Below are 23136 nucleotides of genomic sequence, written 5' to 3' on the forward strand. Positions count from 1 at the left end.
CGGGCGGCATGCGACGGTGGCTCGAGAACGACGTGATCGCGCACGGCCGCCTGCCCCTGCTCTGCTTCCTGCTGGGCTTCATCCTCGGCTTCGTGGTCATCCGGATCAGCGTGCGGCTGATCCGGGCCCAGGTGCGCTGGTGGCCGGGCAACATCAAGTCCGGCGACACCCACATCCATCACGTGGTGTTCGGCGTGATCACCGTGCTGCTCTCGGGCATCGGGCTGATCGCGACCGCCGAGGACTCCACCCAGGTCACCTCCAGCGTGCTCGCCGCCCTGTTCGGCATCGGCGCCGCCCTGGTCCTCGACGAGTTCGCGCTGATCTTCTACCTGCGTGACGTCTACTGGTCCGAACAGGGCCGCACCTCGGTCGACGCCGTCTTCGTCGCGGTCGCGGTGACCGGACTGCTGCTGCTGGGTGTGCAGCCGGACACCTTCCTCGACTACGACGACTTCCGCCAGTCACGCGGACTCTGGGTACGCCTCGGCCTGGCCGTCTCGCTGCTGTTCAACCTGCTGCTGGCCGCGGTGGTGATCGCCAAGGGCAAGATCTGGACCGGCCTGTTCGGCATGTTCTTCGCGCCGCTGCTGCTGATCGGCGCCATCCGACTGAGCAGGCCCGGCGCGCCCTGGGCCCGCTGGCGCTACGGCAACCGGCCCAAGACGATGAACCGGGCCGTCGCCAGGGAACGGCGCTACCGCCGCCCCGTCATCCGCGCGAAGATCTTCATCCAGGACCTGATCGCCGGAAAGCCCGACATCGAACACGCGCGCACCGCCGCCGAGGCCGAACTGAGCCGCAAGGTCGTCCCGGCGCCGCCCGCACCCCCGCCGCACCCGCATCTGCCGCGTCGCCGCGCCGACAAGGCCGGTGAGCACGCCACGAGCGAGTGAGCCACGCCGCCCGATTTCGGCGACGACCACCCGGTCTGGCACAATGAACCGGTTGCCTTGGGCGAGTCATGTCCGAGAGCACTCCTGTACTGAGCATGAACCGGTCGCGCACGTCAGTGCCGCCAGGTTCCTCTGTTCGCGCGAAGAATCCGAAAAGGTGGAAAATGAACACCCTTGATTTCGTCGACGAGAAGTCGCTGCGTAGCGATGTCCCCGACTTCCGTCCGGGCGACACCCTGAACGTGCACGTGAAGGTCATCGAAGGCTCGAAGGAGCGCATCCAGGTCTTCAAGGGCGTCGTGATCCGGCGTCAGGGCGGCGGCATCGGCGAGACCTTCACCGTCCGCAAGGTGTCCTTCGGCGTGGGCGTCGAGCGCACCTTCCCGGTGCACAGCCCCAACATCGACCACATCGATGTCGTGACCCGCGGTGACGTGCGTCGCGCCAAGCTGTACTACCTGCGCGATCTGCGCGGCAAGGCCGCCAAGATCAAGGAAAAGCGCTGATCTCACGGTAGCTCTTGGGAGCCCGGAAATTTCGAGTAGCCCGGCACTCCGACTTCGGTCGGGGTGCCGGGCTACTCTGTTCGGCGTGGCAGACGAAAGTGGGTCGGTGTCCGATTCGGGTGACGAAGGCGGACGACGCAGGAAGAAGCGCGGCGACAAGAAGCAACGCCCGTTTTGGCAGGAACTGCCGATACTGATCGTGATCGCGGCGGTCATCGCCGCGCTGATGGTCACCTTCGTCGGTCGGCCCTACGTGATCCCGTCGCAGTCGATGGAGAACACGCTGCTGATCGGCGACCGCATCTACGTGCAGAAGATCAGCTACTACGGCTCCGAGCCCGGACCCGGCGACGTCGTCGTGTTCGTCGGCCCGCCGTCGTGGAACGGGCACTACAAGTCCATCCGCTCCGACAACGCCGTGGTGCGCGGGGTGCAGAACTTCCTGTCCTACTTCGGGCTGGTCCCGCCCGACGAGAACGACCTGGTCAAGCGGGTCATCGCGGTCGGCGGGCAGACGGTGCAGTGTTGCGATCAGCAGGGCCGGGTGATGGTCGACGGCAAACCGCTCGACGAGCCCTACATCAAGAAGGACTACCCCTGGTACACCGACCGCCCCAACGCCGTCTATCCGGCGGGCCGGGTGTTCGGGCCGGTCAAGGTGCCCGAAGGGCATCTGTGGGTGATGGGTGACAACCGCAACGAGTCGGCCGATTCGCGCGCCCACGTCAGCGACGATCTGCAGGGCACGGTCCCGGTGGACAATGTGCGCGGCAAAACCGTGTTCAAGATCTGGCCGCCGAGCCGGATCGGCCCGGTGCGCGCGCAGAACGCGCAGGAAAACTGAGACGACGAGGACAATCGAACTGTGGGGCACGATCGGACCGGCTGGCCGCCGCGGGTGGTGATGCGCCGCGCGAGCGGGCTGCGCACCCTGGAGGCGGCGCTCATCCGCGGCGGCCTCGGGCCGGTGGCAGGCGTCGACGAGGCCGGACGCGGGCCCTGTGCCGGACCGCTGGTCATCGCCGCGTGCCTGCTGGCGCCCAAGGCCTACGACAAGCTGTCCGGGCTCGACGACTCCAAGAAACTCACCGAGGCGGCCCGTGAGGAGCTGTTCCCGGTGGTTCAGCGCCTCGCGCTGGCCTGGAGCGTGGTCGTGGTCCCGGCCTGGGAGATCGACTCCATCGGCATCCACGTCGCCAATATCGAAGGCATGCGTCGGGCCGTGGCCGGACTCGGGCACACCCCGGGCTACATCCTCACCGACGGCTTCAAGGTCCCCGGCCTGCCCGCGCCGTCGCTGCCGGTCATCGGCGGCGACGGCACGGCGGCCTGCATCGCGGCGGCGAGCATCCTGGCCAAGGTCACCAGGGACCGGATGATGGTCGAGCTCGACGGGCAGCTACCCGGCTACGGTTTCGCCGCCCACAAGGGCTACAACACGCCCGAACACACCGCCGCTCTGCGGCAGCTCGGACCGAGCACCGAACACCGCCGGTCCTGGCGCAATGTGCGCGAGCTCGACGTGCCGGGTGGTAGCCGAGTGGCTACCCGCGCGGCCCATGCGCGATGATGTGAGTCAATGAACGCGGCGCTGCTAGCAGGAGGACGTCCCACCCGATGAGTGCTGAGGACCTCGAGAAGTACGAAACCGAGATGGAACTGTCGTTGTACCGCGAGTACAAGGACATCGTCGGCCAGTTCTCGTACGTGGTGGAGACCGAACGCCGCTTCTACCTGGCCAATTCCGTGGAGCTACGCCCGCAGAACGCCGACGGCGAGGTCTACTTCGAAGTGCGGATGAGCGACGCGTGGGTGTGGGACATGTACCGCCCCGCGCGGTTCGTCAAGCACGTCCGGGTGATCACGTTCAAGGACGTGAACATCGAGGAACTCGAGAAACCCGACCTGCGCCTGCCTGAGTAGTCCACAGGCGGGAAGTTCTCCACAGGTTTTGTGTTTTGCCAGGTCGGTGGATTCTCGGTGTAGGTGTGTGCCGGGATCGTTGCTCTGGTGGGAAGCAAACAGGCGCTCGGCGCATACGGGGAGAAGCTGGCGGCGCAGTATCTGCGTGAGGCCGGTATGGAGATCATCGCGCGCAATTGGCGGTGCCGGTACGGGGAACTGGACCTGATCGTCCAGGATCCGTCGGTGACCGCGTTCGTCGAGGTGAAGACGCGGTCGGGGCTGGGGTTCGGGACTCCTGCCGAGTCGGTCACCTTCAGCAAACAGCAGCGGATCCGGCGGCTGGCGCTGCTGTGGCTGGCCGAGCAGGAAGGGCCGTGGCGGCGGATCCGGTTCGACGTCGTCTCGGTGCTGCTGCCGCGCGGCAGCAAGCCGGTCATCGACCATCTGACGGCGGCGTTCTGATGGCGCTCGGACGGGCGCTGTCGGTGGCGGTCACCGGGGTGGACGGTCAGCTGGTGGAGATCGAGGCCGACATCGGTCAGGGGCTGCCGTCGGTGAATCTGGTCGGTCTGCCGGATACGGCGCTGCAGGAGTCACGCAATCGGGTGCGGTCGGCGGTGGCCAATACCGGCGAGAAATGGCCGGACGGGCGGGTCATCCTGGCGCTCTCGCCCGCGACGCTGCCGAAGGTGGGCAGTGTCTACGATCTCGCCCTGGCGGTCTCGGTGCTCGACGCCTCCGGCGCGGTGCCGGGGGAGCGGCTGGTGAAGACCGTCCTGCTCGGCGAACTCGCGCTCGACGGACGGGTGCGGCGAGTGCGCGGGGTGTTGCCCGCGGTGATCGCCGCCCGCAATGCCGGGGTGCCCACGGTGGTGGTGCCCGCGGAGGCGATCGCCGAGGCCGGACTGGTCGAGGGGATCGAGGTCCTCGGCGCGCGCAGTCTGCGGGCGGTGGTCGCCTGGCTGCGTGACGAAGGAAAGCTGCTCGAGCCCGACGGCACAGTCCTCGGCGCGCAGATCCCCTGCGGCGATCTCAGCGATGTGGTCGGCCAGGAGGAAGCACGATGGGCTCTCGAGGTGGCCGCCGCGGGCGGGCACCACCTGCTGCTCACCGGACCGCCCGGCATCGGCAAAACCATGCTGGCGCAACGCCTTCCCGGTCTGCTGCCACCCCTGTCGGAGGCCGAGTCGCTGGAGGTCACCGCGATCCATTCGATGGCCGGTTCGCTCTCCGCCGAACAACCGCTGCTGACCCTGGCCCCCTTCGTCGCCCCGCACCACTCCACCTCGGTCACCGCCATGATCGGCGGCGGCTCCGGCATGGCCAGACCCGGCGCGGTGAGCCGCGCCCATCGCGGCGTGCTGTTCCTCGACGAATGCGCCGAGATCGGCACCAAGGTGCTCGAGGCCCTGCGCACCCCACTCGAGGAAGGCGAGGTCCGCATCGCCCGCCGCGACGGCGTCGCCCGCTATCCGGCCCGATTCCAGCTCGTCCTGGCCGCCAACCCCTGCCCCTGCGCACCCGCCCGCGATGTCGACTGCATCTGCGCCCCGCTGGCCCGGCGCCGCTACCTCGGCAAACTCTCGGGCCCCCTGCTGGATCGCATCGACATCTGGGTCCAGATGCACGGCCAGGCAGGCGCCACCTTCGGCGACCAGAACTCCGAAACCAGCGCGACGGTCGCCGCCCGGGTCGCCGCGGCCAGAGCCCGCGCCCTGGACCGCTGGAGCGAAGACGGCTGGGCCACCAATGCCGAAGTCCCCGGGCACATCCTGCGCCAGCGTTTCCGCCTACCTCGCGAATCGATCGCTCCCATCGAGACCGCCCTACGCCTCGGTCGGATGTCCGCCCGGGGTGCCGACCGTGCCATTCGGGTGGCGTGGACGGTATGTGACCTGCGTGGTGGAGAAGTGCCATCGGTCCAGGACGTGTTGTCGTCCTTGAACTTCCGTCAGCGGGGTGCGCAATGAATTTCCAGTGTCAGGAGCGAGCACGACGCCAGTACCGGCGGAGGCCAGGTGTCCGGTGCCGCCAGGTAACAACTCGCCAGCGGCAAGGGCAGTTGAAGACCTTCGAGGAACGGACAGGTGGGCGCGTGCCCGAGTGGCAGCGTGCACATCAGTCGCGAGGGCGGGCAGAAGGCGAGCGCTGTCTGGTGCCGGGCGACTGGTGGCGGCTGGAAATCGCTGGGAACTGTTGGGCCAGTGCCGGATTCGGCGGCGACAAGGGGGTGTGCGGTGAGTGAGGTGGTGCGGACAGCAGTGGAGCTGGAGGAAGCTCGGCTGGCGTGGGTGTACTTGTCACGCGTGGTGCAAGGGCCGTGCGCGCCGCTCTCGGCATTGATCGCTTCGGTGGGGGTACGTGAGGCCGCGAGGGCGGTGCGCGAGTACGAGTTGCCCGAGGCGTTGCGTGGGCCGGTTGCCGCACGGCGCGAGATCGACACGGCGGCAGCGGATCTGGAGGCCATGGTACGACTCGGTGGCCGGGTCATCACTCCAGAAGACGCCGAATGGCCCGGCTGGCGGATGCTCGGGTTGAACCAACTCGATACGGAACGTGATCGCGACGGTGCGGTTCCGTTGGTGCTGTGGGCGCGGGGTCCGCTGTCGCTGCAGACCGCGTCCGAACGCGCCGTCGCCGTGGTCGGTTCGCGGTGTAGCAGCGGATACGGCGCGCAGGTGGCCAACGAGATCTCCGCCGATCTGGCGGGTCGGGGCTGGACCATCGTCTCCGGCGCCGCCTTCGGAATCGACGCCGCCGCCCACCGCGCCGCCCTGGCGGTCGGTGGCGCGACCGTCGCTGTCCTCGCCTGCAGTGTCGATCGCCCCTACCCGGCCCAGCACGACCGCCTGATCGCCGCCATCGCCGACACCGGCTTGGTCCTGAGCGAATACCCGCCGGGCACCACCGCCCAGAAGCACCGTTTCCTGGCCCGCAACCGTCTCATCGCCACCCTCGGCGACGGCGTACTCGTAGTCGAGGCGGGCCTGCGCAGCGGCGCCCGCAACACCGTCAAATGGGCCCGGCGACTCGGCAGGCCCGCGATGGCCGTCCCCGGCCCGGTCGGTTCCGCCGCCTCGGTGGGCTGCCACCGCATGATCCGCGAGGGCGAAGCCCTGCTGGTCACCCGCGCCGAAGACGTCATCGACGAAGCGGGCCCCCTGCGCCTCCCCGTCGGCGACCACACCCCCGACCCCGCCGCCCACCTCCGTGGCGCCGACGCCGACGTCTACGCCGCCCTCCCCACCATCGGCTCCCGCCTACCCCGCGACCTGGCCCTCCAATCCGGCCTCGACCTACCCACCGTCCGCGCCGTCCTCGTCGGCCTGGAACTCGCCGACTTGGTCGGCCGCGACTCGGAAGGCTGGTTCCGCATCACCACCAGACGCACAGCGTGAACCACAATCCCGTGGTCATCGGAGCTTCGAGGCGGGCCGAGACCGGCGGTGGAGATCACCCTTCCCGCAGCGGAATTGCGCAGCTGGGCGTGGTGCGACGATGCCGCGGGGCGGAGCGGTTGCCTGAGGTACTGGCTCGTCGCGTGGTCGCTGCGCGCCGGGCGCGGAACGAGGGAGTGACGGCTTATCTGGAGGAGGGCTTCCTCGTTGGATGAGCGGTGCAGGGTCGGCGTGGTGGGTTGCGTGGGGGCGGGGGAGGGGTGACGGTGGGGGGATGGATGTGTTGCCCGAGGATCTCGATGCGTTGGTGACGGAGTTCGGGCGGCATCTGCGGATGGGGCGGAATCGGTCGGCGCACACGGTGCGGGCCTATCTGGGGGACGTGCGGTCCTTGCTCGAGCACCTCTACGCGCGCTCCACGGACTCGGCGGTGCGAGAGCTGGATCTGGCGTTGCTGCGATCGTGGCTGGGCGAGCTCGCGGCCGGTGGGGCCGCGCGGACCACGCTGTCCCGGCGAGCCTCGGCGGCACGCACTTTCACGGCGTGGCTGACCGAGACCGGGCGGCTGGACATCGATCCCGGGCTGCGGTTGCAGGCGCCGAAAGCGCACCGCGTATTGCCCGCTGTGCTGGGACGGGAGCACGCGCTGGAGGCAATGGAAGCGGCCGAATCGGGTGCGGCGCAACAGGACCCGATGGCTTTGCGTGATCGTCTGATCGTCGAACTGCTCTACGCCACCGGTATCCGGGTCAGCGAACTGTGTGGGCTCGACATCGAGGACGTCGATCGTGAACGCCGCCTCGTCCGGGTCCTCGGGAAGGGGAACAAGGAGCGATCGGTGCCCTTCGGTACCCCGGCCGACACCGCCCTGGACTCCTGGCTGCGCGCGGGTCGACCGTCACTGGTCAACGAGCGGTCCGGGCGCGCGCTGCTCCTCGGCCAACGCGGCCGCCGCCTCGACCAGCGCCAGGCCCGCACCGTGGTGCACGATGTCGTCGCCGCCATCCCCGGCGCCCCCGACCTCGGCCCCCACGGACTCCGCCACACCGCCGCCACCCACCTCCTCGAGGGCGGTGCGGACTTGCGCGTCGTCCAAGAACTCCTCGGCCACGCGAGCATGGCGACCACCCAGCTCTACACCCACGTCTCCGTCGAACGTCTCAAACAAGTCCACGACCAAGCTCATCCGCGCGCCTGAGTCGCCGGACCGGGCTGCTGGGCCTGGTCCGGGGATCGTGGTGGCCGGTCGTGATCGGGGTGGGTGACGGCCTGGTTGACGCCGTGCGGCGGTGTGGCGCGGCAAGATGGGGACCGGAGGTGGTGGTGATGACGTTGCCCGAGGTCGGGGCGGAATCCGACGACGGTGAGGACGACGTCGACTATCGATTCACGCTCGCCAACGAGCGCACCTTTCTGGCCTGGGTGCGGACAGCGCTCGGGCTGCTCGCCGGTGGTGTCGCCGTGCACACCCTCGTGCAGCCGCTGCGCCTGGCCGGATTCGGCGGGGTGATCGCGGTGAGCTGTCTGGTCATGGCCTTCGCGGTGGCGCTCGGCGCCTATCGACACTGGCAGCGGGTCACGGTCGCCATGCGGACCGGGCGACCACTGCCCGGCACGATCCTGGTCCCGGTGCTGTCGGTGGGTGTCGCGCTCGTGGCGGCGCTGGCCTGCCTGGCGGTGCTGTTGTCATGACGCCGCCGACCCTGGCGCAGGAACGCACGGCCCTGGCCTGGCGGCGCACCGCGCTCGGAGCGGCCGGGTGTGCGCTGCTGTTCGCCCATGAGGCCACCCGCGACGGCTGGCCGACGATCGTCATCCCCCTGGTCGCGGCCGCAGCCGCGCTGCTACTGAGCTGGCTCGGCTGGCTGCGCGGCCACGCCCTACACCACGGCCACACCGCCCGCGGCCATCGACTCGTCGCCATGACGGCCCTCACCGTCGCCGCGGTCGCCCTCATCGGCATTCTCGGCGTCGTGGTCAACGAACTCACCGGCTGAGCACTGACCCACGGCCCATCGGCGCCGGGACGCGCGAGAAACCCGGTCGACCACTACGGCGGTGGACAACTACGCTCGGCGACCATGACGTCCGGATCGACCGATCGACCCACGGGTTCGCTGCGTGACCGGCTGCGCGCCGGACTGAAACCCGCGATGAAGGCGCGTGATCGCAGTGCTGTCTCGGCGCTCCGGTCGGTTCTGGCCGCGATCGACAACGCCGAGGCTGTCGATACGGGTGACGTGAAAGCGGGTGCACTGGAGGACAGTGCGGTCGGGGTGGGTGCCGCCGAAGCGCTTCGCCGCGATCTCACCGACGAGGACATCGACCAGATCCTGCGCCGGGAGATCGACGAAAGACGCGACGCCGCCGCCGAATACGATCGGCTCGGGGCGGCGGACCGTCGCGACCAGCTCACCGCCGAAGCCGACACCCTCGCCGGATTCCTCTGAGCGACGGAGTCATTCGCCGGTCGGCAGCGTGCGCAGATAGCGGTCGGCGAACCAGCGCTGGATCAGGCGCACGACCGGTCCGCCCAGACGCACATACCAGGCACCCGGCCGGGAGAAGGCGGTGACGAGGCCGTAGACGGTGTCGTCGGCCGGGTCGTACTCGACGGCGAACAGTTCCTCGCCGACCTCGGGATGCCCGGGTAGGGTGCCGTAGGCGAAGCCTCTCCGGTCCGGTTCGTCTAGCACATAGACCACGCGACACGGGGCCACGATCCCGATCGGCCCGAGGCCGAGGAAGACCGTCAGGTCGGTGTCCGGTTCGGCGGTGGGGGTCTCGGCGTGCTGGAAGATGCCGACACCTTTCTGCATCCCGAAGTCGAGGATGTGCGAGGCCGCGCGGTCGAACAACGCGCGGCCGTGGCCGATCGGGCGGCGATGACGGAACCGGTGATAGCCCCCGGGCAGGGCGGTCCGGGTGGCACCGACCTCGGAGTAGGTGAGCGCTGATTTCTCTGGCACACCCCGATTCTCGCCCCGGGCGGGCCGGTCGGGGCCGAGGTGATGGTCACATCACGGCTCCACCGGCTTCAACCGGATCGGTACCTCGTGCAGCAGACCGAGCGGGTCGACATACTCGCGGCGACTGTGTTCCCCGGATTCCCGACGCGCTCCCCAGTGCAGGCAGGCGGCCACCGGGCACCCCTCGTGCCCGGCCACCACGGTCCCGATCGGCGTACCGCGAACCACCCGGTTGCCCACCGCCACCTGCGCCTCGACCGGTTCGTAGGTGGTGCGCACACCGCCCGGGTGATCGATCGACACGACGGCCTTGTTCGCCACCACCCCGGCGAACACCACCACCCCGTCCCCGGCGGCGAAGACCACCTGCCCGTCCGAAGCCGCCAGATCGACGCCGCGATGCCCCGGCAACCAGTTCCGCTCCGGTTTGTCGAAACGCCGCTCCACACTCGGTCGCGGCCGCAACGGCCATCCGAAATCCCCGACCTCGGCCGCCGACACCGACCCCGCCGCCGAGACGACTGTGAGAACCAGGCACAAGGCGCTCACAACCGCCGCATTTTTCCGGCGCCAGACCTGCCCACGCACTCCGGCCTGTCCACCCATTCCGGTCGACTCGCGGCGCCGATTCACCGGTGCGGCCGCAGCGGCTGCACCCGCTGCTGAGCCACCCACGCCTGCAGAAGATCGCGCAGCACCACGGGCATCCCGTCCGCCGACCCACTCGACCGCACCACGGCATCGACCCGACCGGATACCGGCGCGTGACCCGCGGTCCTGTCGGTGGAGCGTCCCGCCGGAGGGCGCCCCGGCCGGGTTGCGGACACCCATGGGGAATCGGCGAGGTCCACGCTCGACACCCGAACAGGGACCGGCGCAGGATCCGCGACGCGGTCAGCAGGACGCCCCGCCGTAGGTCGCCCTGGTCCGTCGGGGGACGCCGGTGGCGCTGCGGCGAGATCGACAATCGACACCTGAACACGAACGGGAGCGGGCGTGAGCACTGGGCGAGGGGACGCACCGGCGGGCACCACGGGAGGAACGGGTCCTGATGGGGACGGGGCCGTGCCTGGGCAGGGTGCCCGTCGAACCATCCGGGCTTCTCCGTGGCGCTCGGGGACCGGCGCGGGCGAGATCCGTGCGTGTCCACTCCCACCGCAGGACGGCATCACCGGAGACCGGGGCTTGGATGGCACGACGCCCGGCTGTACGCCGACCGGCGGTCGGACGACCGGCACCCCCGCCGACTGGACGACCCGCACTTCCACCGGCAACTGGGAGACCGGTGTGACGAACGGAGGGACAGCACGGCCTTCCCGAGCCGACACAGAATCCGCCGGAGGCATGACCGCTGGCTGACCTGACGGGCCGTCCGACGGAGGCTCAGTCGGCAGTCCCGGCGACGGCTCGTTCACAGGGGGCCAGGGCGGATCGGAGGGATGAGCCGCCGCTGGCGCGCCGAGGACTCCCAGGGCGCAGAGCAGGGGCAATGCCGTGATCAGGATGCGTGTCAATGTGGTCATGCCCCCACTCTGGGCGCCGGAGAACCGCACCGGAACCGCCCTCGAGAGAATGGGGACAACTTCGTCGGATGTGGATATCTCGCACTTCACCATGGGAATCCCAGGTCGTCGCCAGGGGGCGATTTCGGCCTCGACGCGGCTCCGCGTAGACTGAACTCGCGGTTTGTGCTCGGCGGTGTCGTTTCGCCGAGGTGCGGACCGACTTCGCGCGCCACCCGTGCTCGTCCATCCGGTCGTCGCTCGTTCGCAGACCTCCGAGAGGGCATGTCCGCGCGAGTTCTCCGAGCGGATGAACAGTGAAATCGTCGGCTGGTCCCGGTTCTCGAATCGGGTCCGGCGGTTTCGGTGGCGCCAGGGCAGTCGATCACCGATCGGCCGCGTCAACCGGCAACGAAAGAGAGATACGGGAGCTATGGCTGTCGTAACCATGAAGCAGCTGCTCGACAGCGGCGCGCACTTCGGGCACCAGACTCGTCGGTGGAACCCGAAGATGAAGCGGTTCATCTTCACCGACCGCAACGGCATCTACATCATCGACCTGCAGCAGACGCTGACCTACATCGACAAGGCCTACGAGTTCGTCAAGGAGACCGTCGCCCACGGTGGCACCGTTCTCTTCGTCGGCACCAAGAAGCAGGCCCAGGAGTCGATCGCGGCCGAGGCGACTCGCGTCGGGATGCCCTACGTCAACCAGCGCTGGCTGGGTGGCATGCTCACCAACTTCTCGACCGTCCACAAGCGCCTGCAGCGCCTGAAGGAGCTCGAGGCCATGGAGCAGACCGGTGGCTTCGAGGGTCGCACCAAGAAGGAAATCCTCATGCTCACGCGTGAGATGACCAAGCTGGACCGCACCCTCGGTGGTATCCGCGACATGGCCAAGGTGCCCTCGGCCATCTGGGTCGTCGACACCAACAAGGAGCACATCGCCGTCGGCGAGGCGCGCAAGCTGAACATCCCGGTCATCGCGATCCTGGACACCAACTGCGATCCCGACCTGGTCGACTACCCGATCCCGGGTAACGATGACGCGATCCGTTCCGCCGCTCTGCTGACCAAGGTCGTCGCCTCCGCGGTGGCCGAGGGCGTGCAGGCCCGCGCGGGCCAGGCTTCCGGCGACGCGAAGCCCGAGGCCGGCGCCGGTGAGCCGCTCGCCGAGTGGGAGCAGGAGCTGCTGGCTCAGGCGACCCCGGCCGCCGAGGCCGCTGCCGAGACGCCCGCCGAGGCCGCTGCCGAGGTCAAGGCCGACCCGGCGCAGCACACCCCGGCCGACTTCTGAGCTGATCGCCTAGCTCTACGTTCACCTTGCCGGCCCTTCTGAATTCAGAAGCGGTCGGCAAGGTGGTGTAAACCCCCAGACACCCCACACACGAGGAGGCTCGCCCCCGATGGCGAACTACACCGCTGCTGATGTGAAGCGGCTCCGGGAGCTCACCGGCTCCGGCATGATGGACTGCAAGAACGCGCTGGCCGACTCCGACGGCGATTTCGACAAGGCCGTCGAGGTGCTGCGCATCAAGGGCGCCAAGGACGTCGGCAAGCGCGCCGAGCGCGCGACCGCCGAGGGCCTGGTCATCGCCAAGGACGGCGTCCTGGTCGAGATCAACTCCGAGACCGACTTCGTCGCCAAGAACGCCGAGTTCCAGGAGCTGGCCGAGGCCGTCGTCACCGCCGCCGCCGCCGGTAAGCCCGCCGATCTCGACGCCCTGAAGGCGCTCAAGCTCGACAACGGCACCGTCGACGAGGCCGTGCAGGCGCTGGCCGCCAAGATCGGCGAGAAGCTGGAGCTGCGTCGCGTCGTGTCCTTCGACGGACAGGTCGCCACCTACCTGCACAAGCGTGCCTCGGACCTGCCGCCCGCCGTCGGCGTGCTGGTCGAGTACACCGGTGAGGGCGAGGCCGCGGCGGAGGCCGCCCGCGCCGCCGCCATGCAGGTCGCCGCGCTCAAGGCGCGCTACGTGACCCGCGACGAGGTTCCGGCCGATCTGGTCGAGAACGAGCGTCGCGTCGCCGAGGCCACCGCCCGCGAAGAGGGCAAGCCCGAGGCCGCGCTGCCGAAGATCACCGAGGGCCGCGTCAACGGCTTCTTCAAGGACGTCGTGCTGCTCGAGCAGTCGTCGGTCACCGACTCGAAGAAGACCGTCAAGGCCCTGCTGGACGAGGCCGGTGTCACTCTGACCCGCTTCGCCCGTTTCGAGGTCGGCCAGGCCTGATCCGCCTGAACGAGAGCCCCTCGGGAGCAGCATCCGTGCGCTTCCGAGGGGCTCTTGCCGATTCTCGGCGGCAGCTGCCCCCAGTTCCGGGGTCGCCGCGTCACGCGAGGGGGTCTTGTGTGGCGAGGGGAACCGGATAAGGCAGGATGGATGCCGCTTCGCCTTGCTGTGCGGCTGATTCGTGTGCCCGCAGTTCGACAGTTCTCGACCTCGCCGAAGGAGACGACCACCCATGACCGACCCGGGTAACGACCGCCCTGGATACCGCCGGGTGCTGCTCAAGCTGGGTGGGGAGATGTTCGGTGGCGGCGGGGTCGGCCTCGATCCCGATGTCGTGCAGACCGTGGCCGAGCAGATCGCCGAGATCGTCGAGACCGGCGTGCAGGTCGCCGTCGTCATCGGTGGCGGCAACTTCTTCCGCGGCGCCGAGCTCGAGGAGCGCGGCATGGAACGCGCCCGCTCGGACTACATGGGCATGCTCGGCACCGTCATGAACAGCCTCGCGCTGCAGGACTTCCTCCAGCAGCAGGGGGTGGACACGCGCGTGCAGACCGCCATCACGATGGGCCAGGTCGCCGAGCCGTACCTCCCGCTGCGCGCCAAGCGACACCTGGAGAAGGGCCGCGTGGTGATCTTCGGCGCGGGGATGGGCATGCCCTACTTCTCCACCGACACCACCGCCGCCCAGCGCGCCCTCGAGATCGGCGCCGAGGTGGTGCTGATGGCCAAGGCGGTCGACGGCGTGTTCGACGCCGACCCGCGCGTGGACGAGAACGCGAGCATGTTCACCGAGATCACCCACAAGGAAGTGATCGAGAAGGGGCTGAAGGTCGCCGATGCGACGGCGTTCAGCTTGTGCATGGACAACCAGATGCCGATGCTGGTGTTCAATTTGTTGATCAAGGGCAATATTGCCCGCGCGGTCGCCGGTGAGCCCATCGGCACCTTGGTTCGGTCCTGATCCCGCAACCGCGGAAGATGACGATGACGCTGTGGAGGAACCGGTCGTGATTGATGAAGCGCTCTTCGACGCCGAGGAGAAGATGGAGAAGGCCGTCTCGGTGGCGAAGGACGACCTAGGCACCATCCGCACCGGCCGCGCCAACCCGGGCATGTTCGCCCGCGTCGTGGTCGACTACTACGGCTCGCCGACGCCGATCACCCAGATGTCGAGCATCACCGTGCCGGAGCCGCGCATGGTCGTGATCAAGCCCTACGAGCAGAGCCAGCTCGGCCCGATCGAGAACGCCATCCGCAACTCCGACCTGGGCGTGAACCCCACCAACAACGGGGACATCCTGCGCATCACGGTGCCGCAGCTCACCGAGGAACGCCGCCGCGAGATGGTCAAGATGGCCAAGGGCAAGGGCGAGGATGCCAAGGTCTCGATTCGCAACGTCCGCCGCAAGGCGATGGACGAACTGAGCCGGATCCAGAAGGATGGCGAAGCGGGCGAGGACGAAGTCGGGCGCGCCGAGAAGGAACTCGACAAGACCACCGCCAAGTACGTGGGCCAGATCGATGAGCTGGTCAAGCACAAGGAAGCCGAACTGCTCGAGGTCTGAGCGCCAGATCTCGCCAGTCCCGCTCGTGCGGGGGATGAACGGAACGACGAGTTGAGCGACGGGACAATCGTGGCCGAAGACGCCGCCGCCACCGGAGCGGCACCGGAACCGATGCCGGACCAGATCGCCGCGGCACCGCCCGCGGACGCACCCGCGGCGCCGGTGGCGTCGACCTCGCGGGCGGGTCGCAACCTGCCCGCGGCGCTGGCGGTCGGCCTGGGCCTGGGACTGTCGCTGATCGCGATCCTGCTGTTCGTCCCCAAGGTGTTCATCGGGGTCGTCGGGGTGGCGGTGGGCGTGGCCACCTGGGAGGTCGCCAAGCGGCTGCGCGAGGCCGACGTGCTGGTGCCGCGCATCCCGCTGCTGGTGGGCGGTCAGGCGGTGTTCTGGCTGGGCTGGCCATGGGGTGCGCGGGGCGTGGTGGGCGCGTTCGCGGCGACGGCGCTGGTCTGCATGGTGTGGCGATTGTTCGACCACGGCCTGAGCCAGGCGCCGAAGAACTTCCTGCGCGACACCGCGATCACCATCTTCACGCTGTCCTGGATCCCGCTGCTGGCCTCGTTCTCGACGCTGCTGCTGCTCGAACCCGACGGCAACCTGCGGGTGCTGACCTTCATGATCCTGGTCGTGTGCTCCGACGTGGGCGGCTATGTGGCCGGTGTGCTGTTCGGCAGGCATCCGATGGTGCCCGCGATCAGCCCGAAGAAGTCCTGGGAGGGTTTCTGCGGATCGCTGGTGTTCAGCGTCATCGGTGGTCTGCTGACCGTCACCCTGCTGCTCGACGCCAACTCGATGATCGGCGTGGTGCTCGGTGTGGGCCTGGTGCTCGTCGCGACGCTGGGCGATCTGATCGAATCGCAGATCAAGCGTGAGCTAGGCATCAAGGACATGGGCACGCTGCTGCCCGGGCACGGCGGCATCATGGACCGACTCGACTCGATGCTGCCTTCGGCGTTCGTGTCCTGGCTGGTGCTCAGCGCCCTGCTCTGAGGCCGGGTCAGGGCTTCTTGGCGGCGTGGCGCAACTGCAGGATGCGCACGCCGCCGACCAGGCCCATCACCAGCGCGCCCACGATCACCGAGAGCAGCACGGTGACGCCCAGCGGCAGCGAGAAGTCCCAGAACAGCAGCTGGACCTTGGTCTGGTCGAGATTCTGGATGATGAAGATGAGCAGCACGATGCCGAGGATGGCCGCGGCCAGCAGGCCGATCCAGGTGTAGCCGGTGCGTGACTTGATCAGGGCGTCCGGTGTCGGCCGCCGGGTGGGGGCCTGATCGGCGGGCACCCGCTTGTGGTGTTTGCCGTCGGTGGGCTCGGGGACCGGCTCCCGAGCGGCCGGTGTGGCGCCCGATTCTGCGTTGGTGGACATGCCTCGATCATGGCCGACGGCTATGGCCGGTGCACGCATCTTCTCGATAACGTCGCCCGGCGTGGCGGCCCGCCCACCGGGGCCTCGGTCGCGTTTGGGACAATGGTGGCATTATGGCCACCTCCCTGCCCCTTGTCTTCGATGCCCCGCGTCGCGGTATGCCGCCGCGCCACCTCGCCGATCTCGACGCGGACGAGCGCAAGACCGCGGTGCAGGAACTGGGCCTGCCGAAGTTCCGGGCCGACCAACTCGCCCGCCAGTACTACGGCCGCCTGCAGGCCGACCCCGCCCTGATGACCGACCTGCCCGCCGACGTGCGCGCCAAGGTCGGCGAAACGCTGTTCCCGCCGCTGCTGTCGGTGGTGCGCCACCTGGCCTGCGACTCCGGAGACACCCGCAAGACGCTGTGGCGCGCGCACGACGGCACCCTGCTGGAGAGCGTGCTCATGCGCTACCCCGACCGCAACACCCTGTGCATCTCCAGCCAGGCGGGTTGCGGCATGGCCTGCCCGTTCTGCGCGACCGGCCAGGCCGGACTCAACCGCAACCTGTCGACCGCGGAAATCGTCGACCAGGTGCGCGCCGCGGCCGCCGCCCTCCGTGACGGTGAAGTACACGGCGGCCCCGGCCGCCTGTCCAACATCGTGTTCATGGGCATGGGGGAGCCTCTGGCCAACTACAAGCGGGTGGTGAACGCGGTCCGCCGCATCACCGCGCCCGCACCCGACGGGCTCGGGATCTCACAGCGGTCGGTGACGGTGTCGACGGTCGGGCTCGCGCCCGCGATCCGCAAGCTGGCCGACGAGGACATGTCGGTGCGTTTGGCGGTGTCGTTGCACACCCCCGACGATGAACTGCGTGACACCCTGGTGCCTGTGAACAATCGGTGGTCGATCGCCGAAGTGCTCGATGCCGCACGGTATTACGCGGACAAGTCCGGGCGTCGGGTGTCGATCGAGTACGCGTTGATCCGCGATGTGAATGATCAGCCGTGGCGGGCGGACATGCTCGGTAAGAAGCTGCACAAGGCTCTGGGCCCGCTCGTGCACGTGAACCTGATCCCGCTCAACCCGACTCCGGGCAGTGAGTGGGATGCCAGTCCCAAGCCGGTCGAGAAGGAGTTCGTGCGGCGGGTGATCGCGCAGGGGGTGTCGTGCACGGTGCGGGACACGCGAGGGCAGGAGATCGCTGCTGCGTGTGGGCAATTGGCTGCTGAGGGCTGATCCAGGGGCGACGGTTTGTGTCGGTTCGGTCGACCTCTTTCGCCTGACCACGGTCATGCTGCCGACCACCAGTTGACCGCTGGGCTCGACCTGCCTATGAAGAGCCAGGGTGCTCGCGGCAAAGGGATGGACAAGTCGATCCAGACGAGGGTTCGAGGGCGGCTTGGGTAGGTAGTGCGCGCGGCTTCGTCGCGGGCGTCCCGACGTTGGTGCGGCTGTCGCTGAACGTGTTGCGGCCCAGGCGTTATCGTCGTGGGATCGGATCGAGGTGTGGGTCCGAGATCGTTGACTATGGCGCGCGGAACAGGTTCTGTCACAGTCACTCTCGAGCTCGAGGCGGGTAATGCCTCGCTGATGGTTCTCGGGAAGATGCTCGGTCCCACCGGGATTCCTCCGTTCGAGGTCAAACGTCGCTATGACGCGGCGACGGCGGATCGGCGGGGGGAGATCATCCCGGCGGTCATCACCATCGATGCCCGTCGGCGCTGGACCATGCGGCTCAAGACGCCGCCGACGGCGTCGCTGATCCGGGCGGCGTTGGGGCGGGGTGGTTCCCCGCAGCCAGGGCATGTGCCGGTCGGGGCGCTCACGCGGGAGCAGTTGCGGCGGATCGCGGTGCGCAAGCTGCCGGATCTGAACACCACAGATGTGGAGGCGGCGATGCGGATCGTGGCGGGGACGGCCCGGTCGATGGGGGTGCGCGTCGAGGAGTGAGCGACGCCGACGACGGGGGACGGTCTATTTTGGTAGTGGTCGTCGGCGCGTCGGCCGGGACGGATCGGCCGGACTCACGGGGGACCATTGCTTGCGACGGGGGACGTCTTCGCCGGGTACGCGATCGAGCGGCAGCTGGGGCGCGGCGGGATGGGGTCGGTGTTCCTGGCGCGGCATCCGCGTCTGCCTCGGCAGACGGCGCTCAAGCTGCTGAATCCGGAACTGTTCGCCGACACCGAGATCCGGGCGCGCTTCGAGCGCGAGGCCGATCTCGCCGCGCAGCTCGAGCACCCGAATATCGTCACCGTCTACGACCGGGGGCCGAGGACGGGAAGCTGTGGATCAGCATGCAGTTCGTCGACGGTGTGGACGCCGCGACGCTGCCGCACCTGGTCGACGCCGCGCTCGCGCTGCACATCGTCGAGGGCACGGCGGCCGCGCTCGACCACGCCCACCGCGCCGGGGTGCTGCACCGGGACGTGAAACCGGCCAATATCCTGCTGGCCGACGCCGACGGTGATCGGCGCGTCCTGCTCACCGACTTCGGTATCGCCCGCCTGCGCGAGGACGTGCACCACCTCACCCAGACCGGCTCGTTCACCGCCACCCTGGCTTTCGCGGCGCCCGAGCAGCTCACCGGCGCCGCGCTGGACCACCGCACCGACCAGTACTCGCTGGCCTGCACGCTGTACTCGCTGCTGGCGGGGGTCGCGCCGTTCGAGGCGGACAATCCGGTCCGGGTCATCCAGGGGCATCTGCAATCGCCGCCGCCGTCACTGCACGCCCACCGCCCCGACCTGCCACTCGCTGTGGATGCGGTGGTGACGCGCGCCCTGGCCAAGCGTCCCGCCGACCGGTTCGATTCGTGCGCGGAGTTCGCGGCCGCCGCCCGGCATGCTCTCGGCGGAGCGGTCGGTCAGCCGACGGTCTCGGGTGGTGGTCGCCTCCCTGGAGCTGGAGCCGCGCGGCCGCAGACAGGTCCGAGTAGCGCCGTGCCCGTGCAGAGCCCGAGCGCCTTCGCTCCCGCGCCCGGTGGCGTGTATCCGCTCGGTCCACCGAACCAGGGTGGCCCCGACCCGCGATACGGCGGTCCACCCCATCCGGGTTCCGCACCCGGCGCGTGGCCGTATCCCGGAGCGCCGGGTGGGTCGGTCCAGCCGTCTTCCGGACCGGAGTCGACCGATCCCCGACGTCGCGTGCGCAGGCTGATCGCCCTCGCCGTGGCGTGCGTGCTCGCCCTGCCCGTCGGGACCTGGGCCTGGCAGGACGAGGACACCGTGGTGGCCGAACTGCTCGGCCACACCCGCGGCCACCAGGACATGGACGCCCTGCACGCCGCCTTCCCCCAGATGGTGCCGAGCGGATACGACAGCGGCAAGGGATATGACGGCCGTCGCTGCGACGGGCATCGGGAGACCGATCGCTACAGCGAATTCTGGACCAAGCGGTTCGACGGCTTCTCGGCGAAATGGAGTTGCGAGGACAAGACCCACGACGGCGCCCGGTACGCCTTCCTCGTCTATCCGACCGCCGAACTGGCCGACAGCGTGGTGTCGCGCTTCTTCGCCGAGACCACCGAGAACGGCACGTCCACCACGGGCACCCGGACCGATCACCTGCGCGGGCGCAAGAGCGCCGAACTCGAGCTCTACGCGGGGTCGGCGGTGGTCTCCACCTTCGACGAGCCCGGTCGCGAGCGCTGGGTGCTGCTGTTCTACCAGGATTCCGACGGCCCGCAGCATCCCCAGGCCGATCAGATCGAACCGGGCCTGCTCGCCGAGATCGCCACCTTCCCACTGGGCTGAGTCGTTTCGAGGCCTTGATAAGGTCCGGTCGGACAACGAAATTCGGGGGCGGGATGATTTCTACCGGCACGGTGTTCGCGGGATACACCATCGACCGGCAGCTGGGCCAGGGCGGCATGGGGTCGGTGTTCCTGGCGCGACACCCGCGATTGCCACGGCAGATCGCGCTGAAGGTGCTGAACCCGGAGCTGTTCGCCGACACCGAGATCCGGGCACGCTTCGAACGCGAAGCCGATCTGGCCGCCCAGCTCGAACACCCCAATATCGTCACCGTCTACGACCGGGGCGTCGATGACGGACGCCTGTGGATCAGCATGCAGTTCGTCGACGGGACGGACGCGGCCACGCTCGCGCATCCGGTTCCGGTCGAGACCGCGCTGCACATCATCGAGGGCACCGCCGCCGCGCTCGATCACGCCCACCGGTCCGGCATCCTGCATCGCGACGTGAAACCGGCCAATATCCTGCTGACGGGCACCGGTGGCAGCCGACGCGTGCTGCTCGCCGATTTCGGCATCGCCCGTCCCCGCGACGACGCGCACCACCTCACCCGCACCGGCACCTTCACCGCCACCCTGGCCTTCGCCGCGCCCGAGCAGCTCACCGGCGCCGACCTGGACCACCGCACCGACCAGTACGCGCTGGCCTGCACGCTGTATTCGCTGCTGACCGGGGTAGCGCCGTACGAGGCGGACAATCCGGTGCAGGTCATCCAGGGGCATCTGCAGTCCACGCCCCCGTCACCGCGCACCCACCGGCCCGACCTGCCCGCCGCCCTGGACGCGGTGCTGGCCCGGGCCCTGGCCAAACGCCCTGGCGAGCGCTACGACTCGTGCGCGGAATTCGCCGCCGCCGCGCGCTCGGCCGTGGAGCGGCCCGGCGGCGCAGGGAACCCGCTCCGACCTGCCCACCCCGCTTCGGCTGCCCCGCCCGCGCACCGTCCCCAGCACGTCCCGTCCGCCGTCGCGGATCGTCCGCAGCAGGCCATGATCGGCGCCGCGCAGGCTCCCCGAGGGGCAGGATCCGCCGTGACTCCGCAGGGGGTCATGCCCGCCGCGCGGGTTCCCCAGGGCGTCGGCTCCACCGCGGATCGTCCCCACGGGGTCATGCCCGCCGCCGCGTCGCGGTCCGCCCTCGCAGCGTCGGTTCCGCAGGGCCATCCGGGATTTCCGTCGGCGCCGCCGTACCCCGTCCCGCGGCAACCGTATCCGGCCCCGCCCCGGCGTCGTCGCCGCTGGCCGATCGCCCTGGTCTTGATCTCGGCCCTCGTCATCGGCGCGGGTGTCTGGGCCTGGCGCGACGACACCGGTTTCCTCGCCCTGCAACTGGGCCGCTCGCGCGGACATCAGGATCTGAACGCCATGGCGGCGGCCTTCCCCGGCATGCTGCCGGACTCGTACGAGGCCACCGACGGCCACTTCGGTACGACCTGTCGTGCGGCGCCGAGTTGGAAGAGCTTCTACGGCGCGGAGGGTGCGGTCTCCGCCTTCGACGGCTGGCAGGCCCGCTGGGAATGTCTGAGTCCCGACGACAGCGGCTTCGCCTACCGCTTCTACAGCTATCGCACGGCGTCGGCGGCCGACAAAGCCGTCACCGACTTCGTCGCCGCGGCCCAGGATCGGGGGACGAGCACCGGGCCCGGGCGCCTGGACCGGAAGGTGTTGTTCCGCTCCGGCCACGGCGTCGAGACGTCGACGGTGGTCTCGCAATTCACCGATCCCGCGCGCGGGCGCTTCGTGTTGTTCACCATTCCTCGGTTCACCGGCGACCACGTCGAGGAACTGGCCGCCCAGGTCGCCACGGCTCCACTGTGAGTGACCCGGACCCGGGGTGTACACCGTTTGGTAGGGTCCAGCGCGTCGGACGACGAGCCAGATTCGGGGGTCAGCGTGGTTTCTGACGGAACGGTATTCGCCGGATACACCATCGACCGGCAGCTCGGTCGTGGCGGGATGGGGTCGGTCTACCTGGCCCGGCATCCGCGCCTGCCCCGCTGGACGGCGCTGAAGCTGCTGAATCAGGAACTGTTCACCGACAAGGAGATCAGGGCCAGGTTCGAACGGGAGGCCGATCTGGTCGCCCAGCTCGACCACCCCAATATCGTCACCGTGTTCGACCGTGGCGTCGAGGACGACCAGCTGTGGATCAGCATGCAGTACATCGACGGGGTCGACGCGTCCACCCTCGATCCCGCCACACTGCCCCCCGACCGCGCGTTGCAGATCATCGGCGAGACCGCCGCGGCCCTGGACTACGCCCATCGCGCCGGGGTCCTGCACCGTGACGTGAAACCGGCCAATATCCTGCTGGCCCGGTCCAACAGTCAGGAGCGGGTGTATCTCACCGACTTCGGCATCGCCCGGCTGCGTGACGACTCCGGCCATCTCACCGAGACCGGCTCCTTCACCGCGACCCTGGCCTATGCGGCGCCCGAGCAGCTCACCGGCGTCCCGCTGGACCACCGCGCCGACCAGTACTCGCTGGCCTGCACTCTGTTCACCCTGCTGACCGGCTCGGCGCCGTTCGAGTCGGCCAGCCCGGCCGCGGTGATCACCGGGCACCTGCAGTCCCCGCCGCCGCCGGTGAGCCCGCGTCGGGCGGGGCTGCCGCCGGTGCTCGACGCGGTGATGTCGCGCGCGCTGGCCAAGCGTCCGGCCGACCGGTTCACCTCCTGTGAGGAATTCGTCGACGCCGCCCAGCGCGCGCTGCGGACCCCGACGACCGGCGCCCGTCCGCTCGCCCGGCCGACCTCGGGCGCGCACGTCCAGCCCACCCCGTTCGTCGGGATGCAGCCGATGCGCCCGCTCAACGCGCAGGGCACGCCCGCCGGGCCGTACCCGGTCGCGGCGCCGATCCCGCCGCAGCAGATGCCGCGCCCGGTCGTGGCGCAGCCGTGGCAGCAGCCCGTCATGCCGGTGCCGCGTCCGGTGCCGCCCGCGCGCAACAACTGGGGATCGGTGCTGGGCACCTATCTGCTGGTGCTCGGTGTGGTGGCGGGGGTCATGGTGCTGGTCGCGGTGCTGCTCAACCTGTGATCGGCGCGTCCGCCGGTT

General features: G+C 69.3%; 26 protein-coding genes. 23 read left to right on the forward strand and 3 right to left on the reverse strand.

The annotated features are described in order from the left end of the window. The first annotated feature begins 8 nt into the window (after window positions 1-8). The 12 genes from QC180_RS17650 (at window position 9) to QC180_RS17705 (ending at window position 9155) form a co-directional block, all read left to right on the forward strand. Window positions 9-896: a hypothetical protein gene (locus QC180_RS17650; protein WP_278263855.1), complete on the forward strand. Its 888-nt coding sequence runs from the start codon at window positions 9-11 to the stop codon at window positions 894-896. Window positions 897-1060: 164 nt separating this feature from the next. Further along, on the forward strand, window positions 1061-1402 hold the full coding sequence (rplS, locus tag QC180_RS17655) for a 50S ribosomal protein L19 (protein WP_019048201.1): 342 nt from the start codon (window positions 1061-1063) through the stop codon (window positions 1400-1402). Between the two features lie 76 nt (window positions 1403-1478). Next, window positions 1479-2246, forward strand: coding sequence for a signal peptidase I (gene lepB, locus QC180_RS17660; protein ID WP_474646483.1), 768 nt, complete (start codon window positions 1479-1481; stop codon window positions 2244-2246). Window positions 2247-2267: 21 nt separating this feature from the next. Next, window positions 2268-2972 carry a ribonuclease HII gene (locus QC180_RS17665; RefSeq protein WP_278263857.1) on the forward strand — a complete coding sequence of 235 codons (705 nt, stop codon included), beginning with the start codon at window positions 2268-2270 and terminating at the stop codon, window positions 2970-2972. A gap of 47 nt (window positions 2973-3019) precedes the next feature. Continuing rightward, window positions 3020-3325: a DUF2469 domain-containing protein gene (locus QC180_RS17670; protein WP_011210678.1), complete on the forward strand. Its 306-nt coding sequence runs from the start codon at window positions 3020-3022 to the stop codon at window positions 3323-3325. 87 nt (window positions 3326-3412) lie between these two features. Continuing rightward, window positions 3413-3769, forward strand: a complete 357-nt coding sequence (locus tag QC180_RS17675) for a YraN family protein (protein ID WP_278263858.1) — start codon at window positions 3413-3415, stop codon at window positions 3767-3769. Continuing rightward, window positions 3769-5277 (forward strand): YifB family Mg chelatase-like AAA ATPase, encoded by a 1509-nt coding sequence (locus QC180_RS17680; protein ID WP_278263859.1) that lies wholly within the window; start codon window positions 3769-3771, stop codon window positions 5275-5277. Before QC180_RS17675 ends, QC180_RS17680 begins: the two co-directional genes overlap by 1 nt. 267 nt (window positions 5278-5544) lie before the next feature. Beyond that, the gene (gene dprA / locus QC180_RS17685) at window positions 5545-6705 is read left to right on the forward strand and encodes a DNA-processing protein DprA (RefSeq protein ID WP_278263860.1); all 1161 of its coding nucleotides are present in this window, start codon (window positions 5545-5547) and stop codon (window positions 6703-6705) included. 274 nt (window positions 6706-6979) lie between these two features. Further along, window positions 6980-7903 (forward strand): tyrosine recombinase XerC, encoded by a 924-nt coding sequence (locus tag QC180_RS17690; RefSeq protein WP_278263861.1) that lies wholly within the window; start codon window positions 6980-6982, stop codon window positions 7901-7903. Window positions 7904-8031: 128 nt separating this feature from the next. After that, a complete protein-coding gene (locus tag QC180_RS17695; protein ID WP_278263862.1) occupies window positions 8032-8397 on the forward strand; it encodes a YidH family protein in 366 nt (121 codons plus the stop codon). After that, a complete protein-coding gene (locus QC180_RS17700) occupies window positions 8394-8702 on the forward strand; it encodes a DUF202 domain-containing protein (RefSeq protein ID WP_278263863.1) in 309 nt (102 codons plus the stop codon). Before QC180_RS17695 ends, QC180_RS17700 begins: the two co-directional genes overlap by 4 nt. Before the next feature lie 84 nt (window positions 8703-8786). After that, the gene (locus tag QC180_RS17705; protein ID WP_278263864.1) at window positions 8787-9155 is read left to right on the forward strand and encodes a GatB/YqeY domain-containing protein; all 369 of its coding nucleotides are present in this window, start codon (window positions 8787-8789) and stop codon (window positions 9153-9155) included. 9 nt (window positions 9156-9164) lie between these two features. On the opposite strand, the gene QC180_RS17710 is transcribed toward QC180_RS17705, so the two are convergent. Beyond that, window positions 9165-9674: a DUF1990 family protein gene (locus QC180_RS17710; RefSeq protein WP_278263865.1), complete on the reverse strand. Its 510-nt coding sequence runs from the start codon at window positions 9672-9674 to the stop codon at window positions 9165-9167. Between the two features lie 51 nt (window positions 9675-9725). Further along, window positions 9726-10223 carry a M23 family metallopeptidase gene (locus QC180_RS17715; RefSeq protein ID WP_474646470.1) on the reverse strand — a complete coding sequence of 166 codons (498 nt, stop codon included), beginning with the start codon at window positions 10221-10223 and terminating at the stop codon, window positions 9726-9728. Window positions 10224-11609: 1386 nt separating this feature from the next. On the opposite strand from QC180_RS17715, the gene rpsB reads away from it, so the two are divergent. From rpsB to QC180_RS17740, 5 genes are all read left to right on the forward strand, one after another. Then, window positions 11610-12473: a 30S ribosomal protein S2 gene (gene rpsB, locus QC180_RS17720; protein ID WP_278263866.1), complete on the forward strand. Its 864-nt coding sequence runs from the start codon at window positions 11610-11612 to the stop codon at window positions 12471-12473. A 109-nt stretch (window positions 12474-12582) separates the two neighbouring features. Then, complete coding sequence (gene tsf / locus QC180_RS17725) at window positions 12583-13407, forward strand: translation elongation factor Ts (RefSeq protein ID WP_278263867.1); 825 nt, start codon at window positions 12583-12585, stop codon at window positions 13405-13407. Window positions 13408-13639: 232 nt separating this feature from the next. Then, complete coding sequence (pyrH, locus tag QC180_RS17730) at window positions 13640-14368, forward strand: UMP kinase (protein ID WP_278263868.1); 729 nt, start codon at window positions 13640-13642, stop codon at window positions 14366-14368. Window positions 14369-14414: 46 nt separating this feature from the next. Continuing rightward, window positions 14415-14972 carry a ribosome recycling factor gene (gene frr / locus QC180_RS17735; RefSeq protein ID WP_278263869.1) on the forward strand — a complete coding sequence of 186 codons (558 nt, stop codon included), beginning with the start codon at window positions 14415-14417 and terminating at the stop codon, window positions 14970-14972. A gap of 111 nt (window positions 14973-15083) precedes the next feature. Continuing rightward, window positions 15084-15962, forward strand: coding sequence for a phosphatidate cytidylyltransferase (locus QC180_RS17740; RefSeq protein ID WP_278264083.1), 879 nt, complete (start codon window positions 15084-15086; stop codon window positions 15960-15962). Between the two features lie 7 nt (window positions 15963-15969). Here QC180_RS17740 and QC180_RS17745 read toward each other — a convergent pair whose 3' ends face one another. Continuing rightward, window positions 15970-16341 (reverse strand): LapA family protein, encoded by a 372-nt coding sequence (locus QC180_RS17745; RefSeq protein WP_278263870.1) that lies wholly within the window; start codon window positions 16339-16341, stop codon window positions 15970-15972. Between the two features lie 113 nt (window positions 16342-16454). On the opposite strand from QC180_RS17745, the gene rlmN reads away from it, so the two are divergent. From rlmN to QC180_RS17775, 6 genes are all read left to right on the forward strand, one after another. Then, window positions 16455-17564 (forward strand): dual-specificity RNA methyltransferase RlmN, encoded by a 1110-nt coding sequence (rlmN, locus tag QC180_RS17750; protein WP_278263871.1) that lies wholly within the window; start codon window positions 16455-16457, stop codon window positions 17562-17564. 291 nt (window positions 17565-17855) lie between these two features. Next, a complete protein-coding gene (locus QC180_RS17755; protein WP_278263872.1) occupies window positions 17856-18278 on the forward strand; it encodes an uL11 family ribosomal protein in 423 nt (140 codons plus the stop codon). A 165-nt stretch (window positions 18279-18443) separates the two neighbouring features. Then, a complete protein-coding gene (locus tag QC180_RS17760) occupies window positions 18444-18761 on the forward strand; it encodes a hypothetical protein (protein ID WP_278264084.1) in 318 nt (105 codons plus the stop codon). Continuing rightward, the gene (locus QC180_RS17765; protein WP_278264085.1) at window positions 18644-20083 is read left to right on the forward strand and encodes a protein kinase domain-containing protein; all 1440 of its coding nucleotides are present in this window, start codon (window positions 18644-18646) and stop codon (window positions 20081-20083) included. Before QC180_RS17760 ends, QC180_RS17765 begins: the two co-directional genes overlap by 118 nt. Window positions 20084-20136: 53 nt before the next feature. Continuing rightward, entirely contained in the window at window positions 20137-21897 is a 1761-nt protein-coding gene (locus tag QC180_RS17770; protein WP_278263873.1) for a serine/threonine-protein kinase, read from the forward strand. Window positions 21898-21972: 75 nt separating this feature from the next. Beyond that, a complete protein-coding gene (locus tag QC180_RS17775; RefSeq protein ID WP_474646471.1) occupies window positions 21973-23118 on the forward strand; it encodes a serine/threonine-protein kinase in 1146 nt (381 codons plus the stop codon). Window positions 23119-23136: the final 18 nt, after the last annotated feature.

This window comes from Nocardia anocheti, assembly GCF_029675105.1.
In the GTDB taxonomy this organism is placed as follows: Bacteria; Actinomycetota; Actinomycetes; order Mycobacteriales; family Mycobacteriaceae; genus Nocardia.

Excerpts from the sequence above, each read along its gene's own strand:
- tsf (WP_278263867.1), top strand. The coding sequence starts at position 12,583 with ATGGCGAACTACACCGCTGCTGATGTGAAGCGGCTCCGGGAGCTCACC.
- QC180_RS17740 (WP_278264083.1), top strand. The coding sequence starts at position 15,084 with ATGCCGGACCAGATCGCCGCGGCACCGCCCGCGGACGCACCCGCGGCG.
- QC180_RS17745 (WP_278263870.1), bottom strand. The coding sequence starts at position 16,341 with ATGTCCACCAACGCAGAATCGGGCGCCACACCGGCCGCTCGGGAGCCG.
- QC180_RS17695 (WP_278263862.1), top strand. The coding sequence starts at position 8,032 with ATGACGTTGCCCGAGGTCGGGGCGGAATCCGACGACGGTGAGGACGAC.
- QC180_RS17670 (WP_011210678.1), top strand. The coding sequence starts at position 3,020 with ATGAGTGCTGAGGACCTCGAGAAGTACGAAACCGAGATGGAACTGTCG.
- QC180_RS17680 (WP_278263859.1), top strand. The coding sequence starts at position 3,769 with ATGGCGCTCGGACGGGCGCTGTCGGTGGCGGTCACCGGGGTGGACGGT.
- rlmN (WP_278263871.1), top strand. The coding sequence starts at position 16,455 with ATGGCCACCTCCCTGCCCCTTGTCTTCGATGCCCCGCGTCGCGGTATG.
- QC180_RS17755 (WP_278263872.1), top strand. The coding sequence starts at position 17,856 with ATGGCGCGCGGAACAGGTTCTGTCACAGTCACTCTCGAGCTCGAGGCG.
- QC180_RS17700 (WP_278263863.1), top strand. The coding sequence starts at position 8,394 with ATGACGCCGCCGACCCTGGCGCAGGAACGCACGGCCCTGGCCTGGCGG.
- QC180_RS17705 (WP_278263864.1), top strand. The coding sequence starts at position 8,787 with ATGACGTCCGGATCGACCGATCGACCCACGGGTTCGCTGCGTGACCGG.
- QC180_RS17650 (WP_278263855.1), top strand. The coding sequence starts at position 9 with ATGCGACGGTGGCTCGAGAACGACGTGATCGCGCACGGCCGCCTGCCC.
- rplS (WP_019048201.1), top strand. The coding sequence starts at position 1,061 with ATGAACACCCTTGATTTCGTCGACGAGAAGTCGCTGCGTAGCGATGTC.
- QC180_RS17690 (WP_278263861.1), top strand. The coding sequence starts at position 6,980 with ATGGATGTGTTGCCCGAGGATCTCGATGCGTTGGTGACGGAGTTCGGG.
- pyrH (WP_278263868.1), top strand. The coding sequence starts at position 13,640 with ATGACCGACCCGGGTAACGACCGCCCTGGATACCGCCGGGTGCTGCTC.
- QC180_RS17770 (WP_278263873.1), top strand. The coding sequence starts at position 20,137 with ATGATTTCTACCGGCACGGTGTTCGCGGGATACACCATCGACCGGCAG.
- rpsB (WP_278263866.1), top strand. The coding sequence starts at position 11,610 with ATGGCTGTCGTAACCATGAAGCAGCTGCTCGACAGCGGCGCGCACTTC.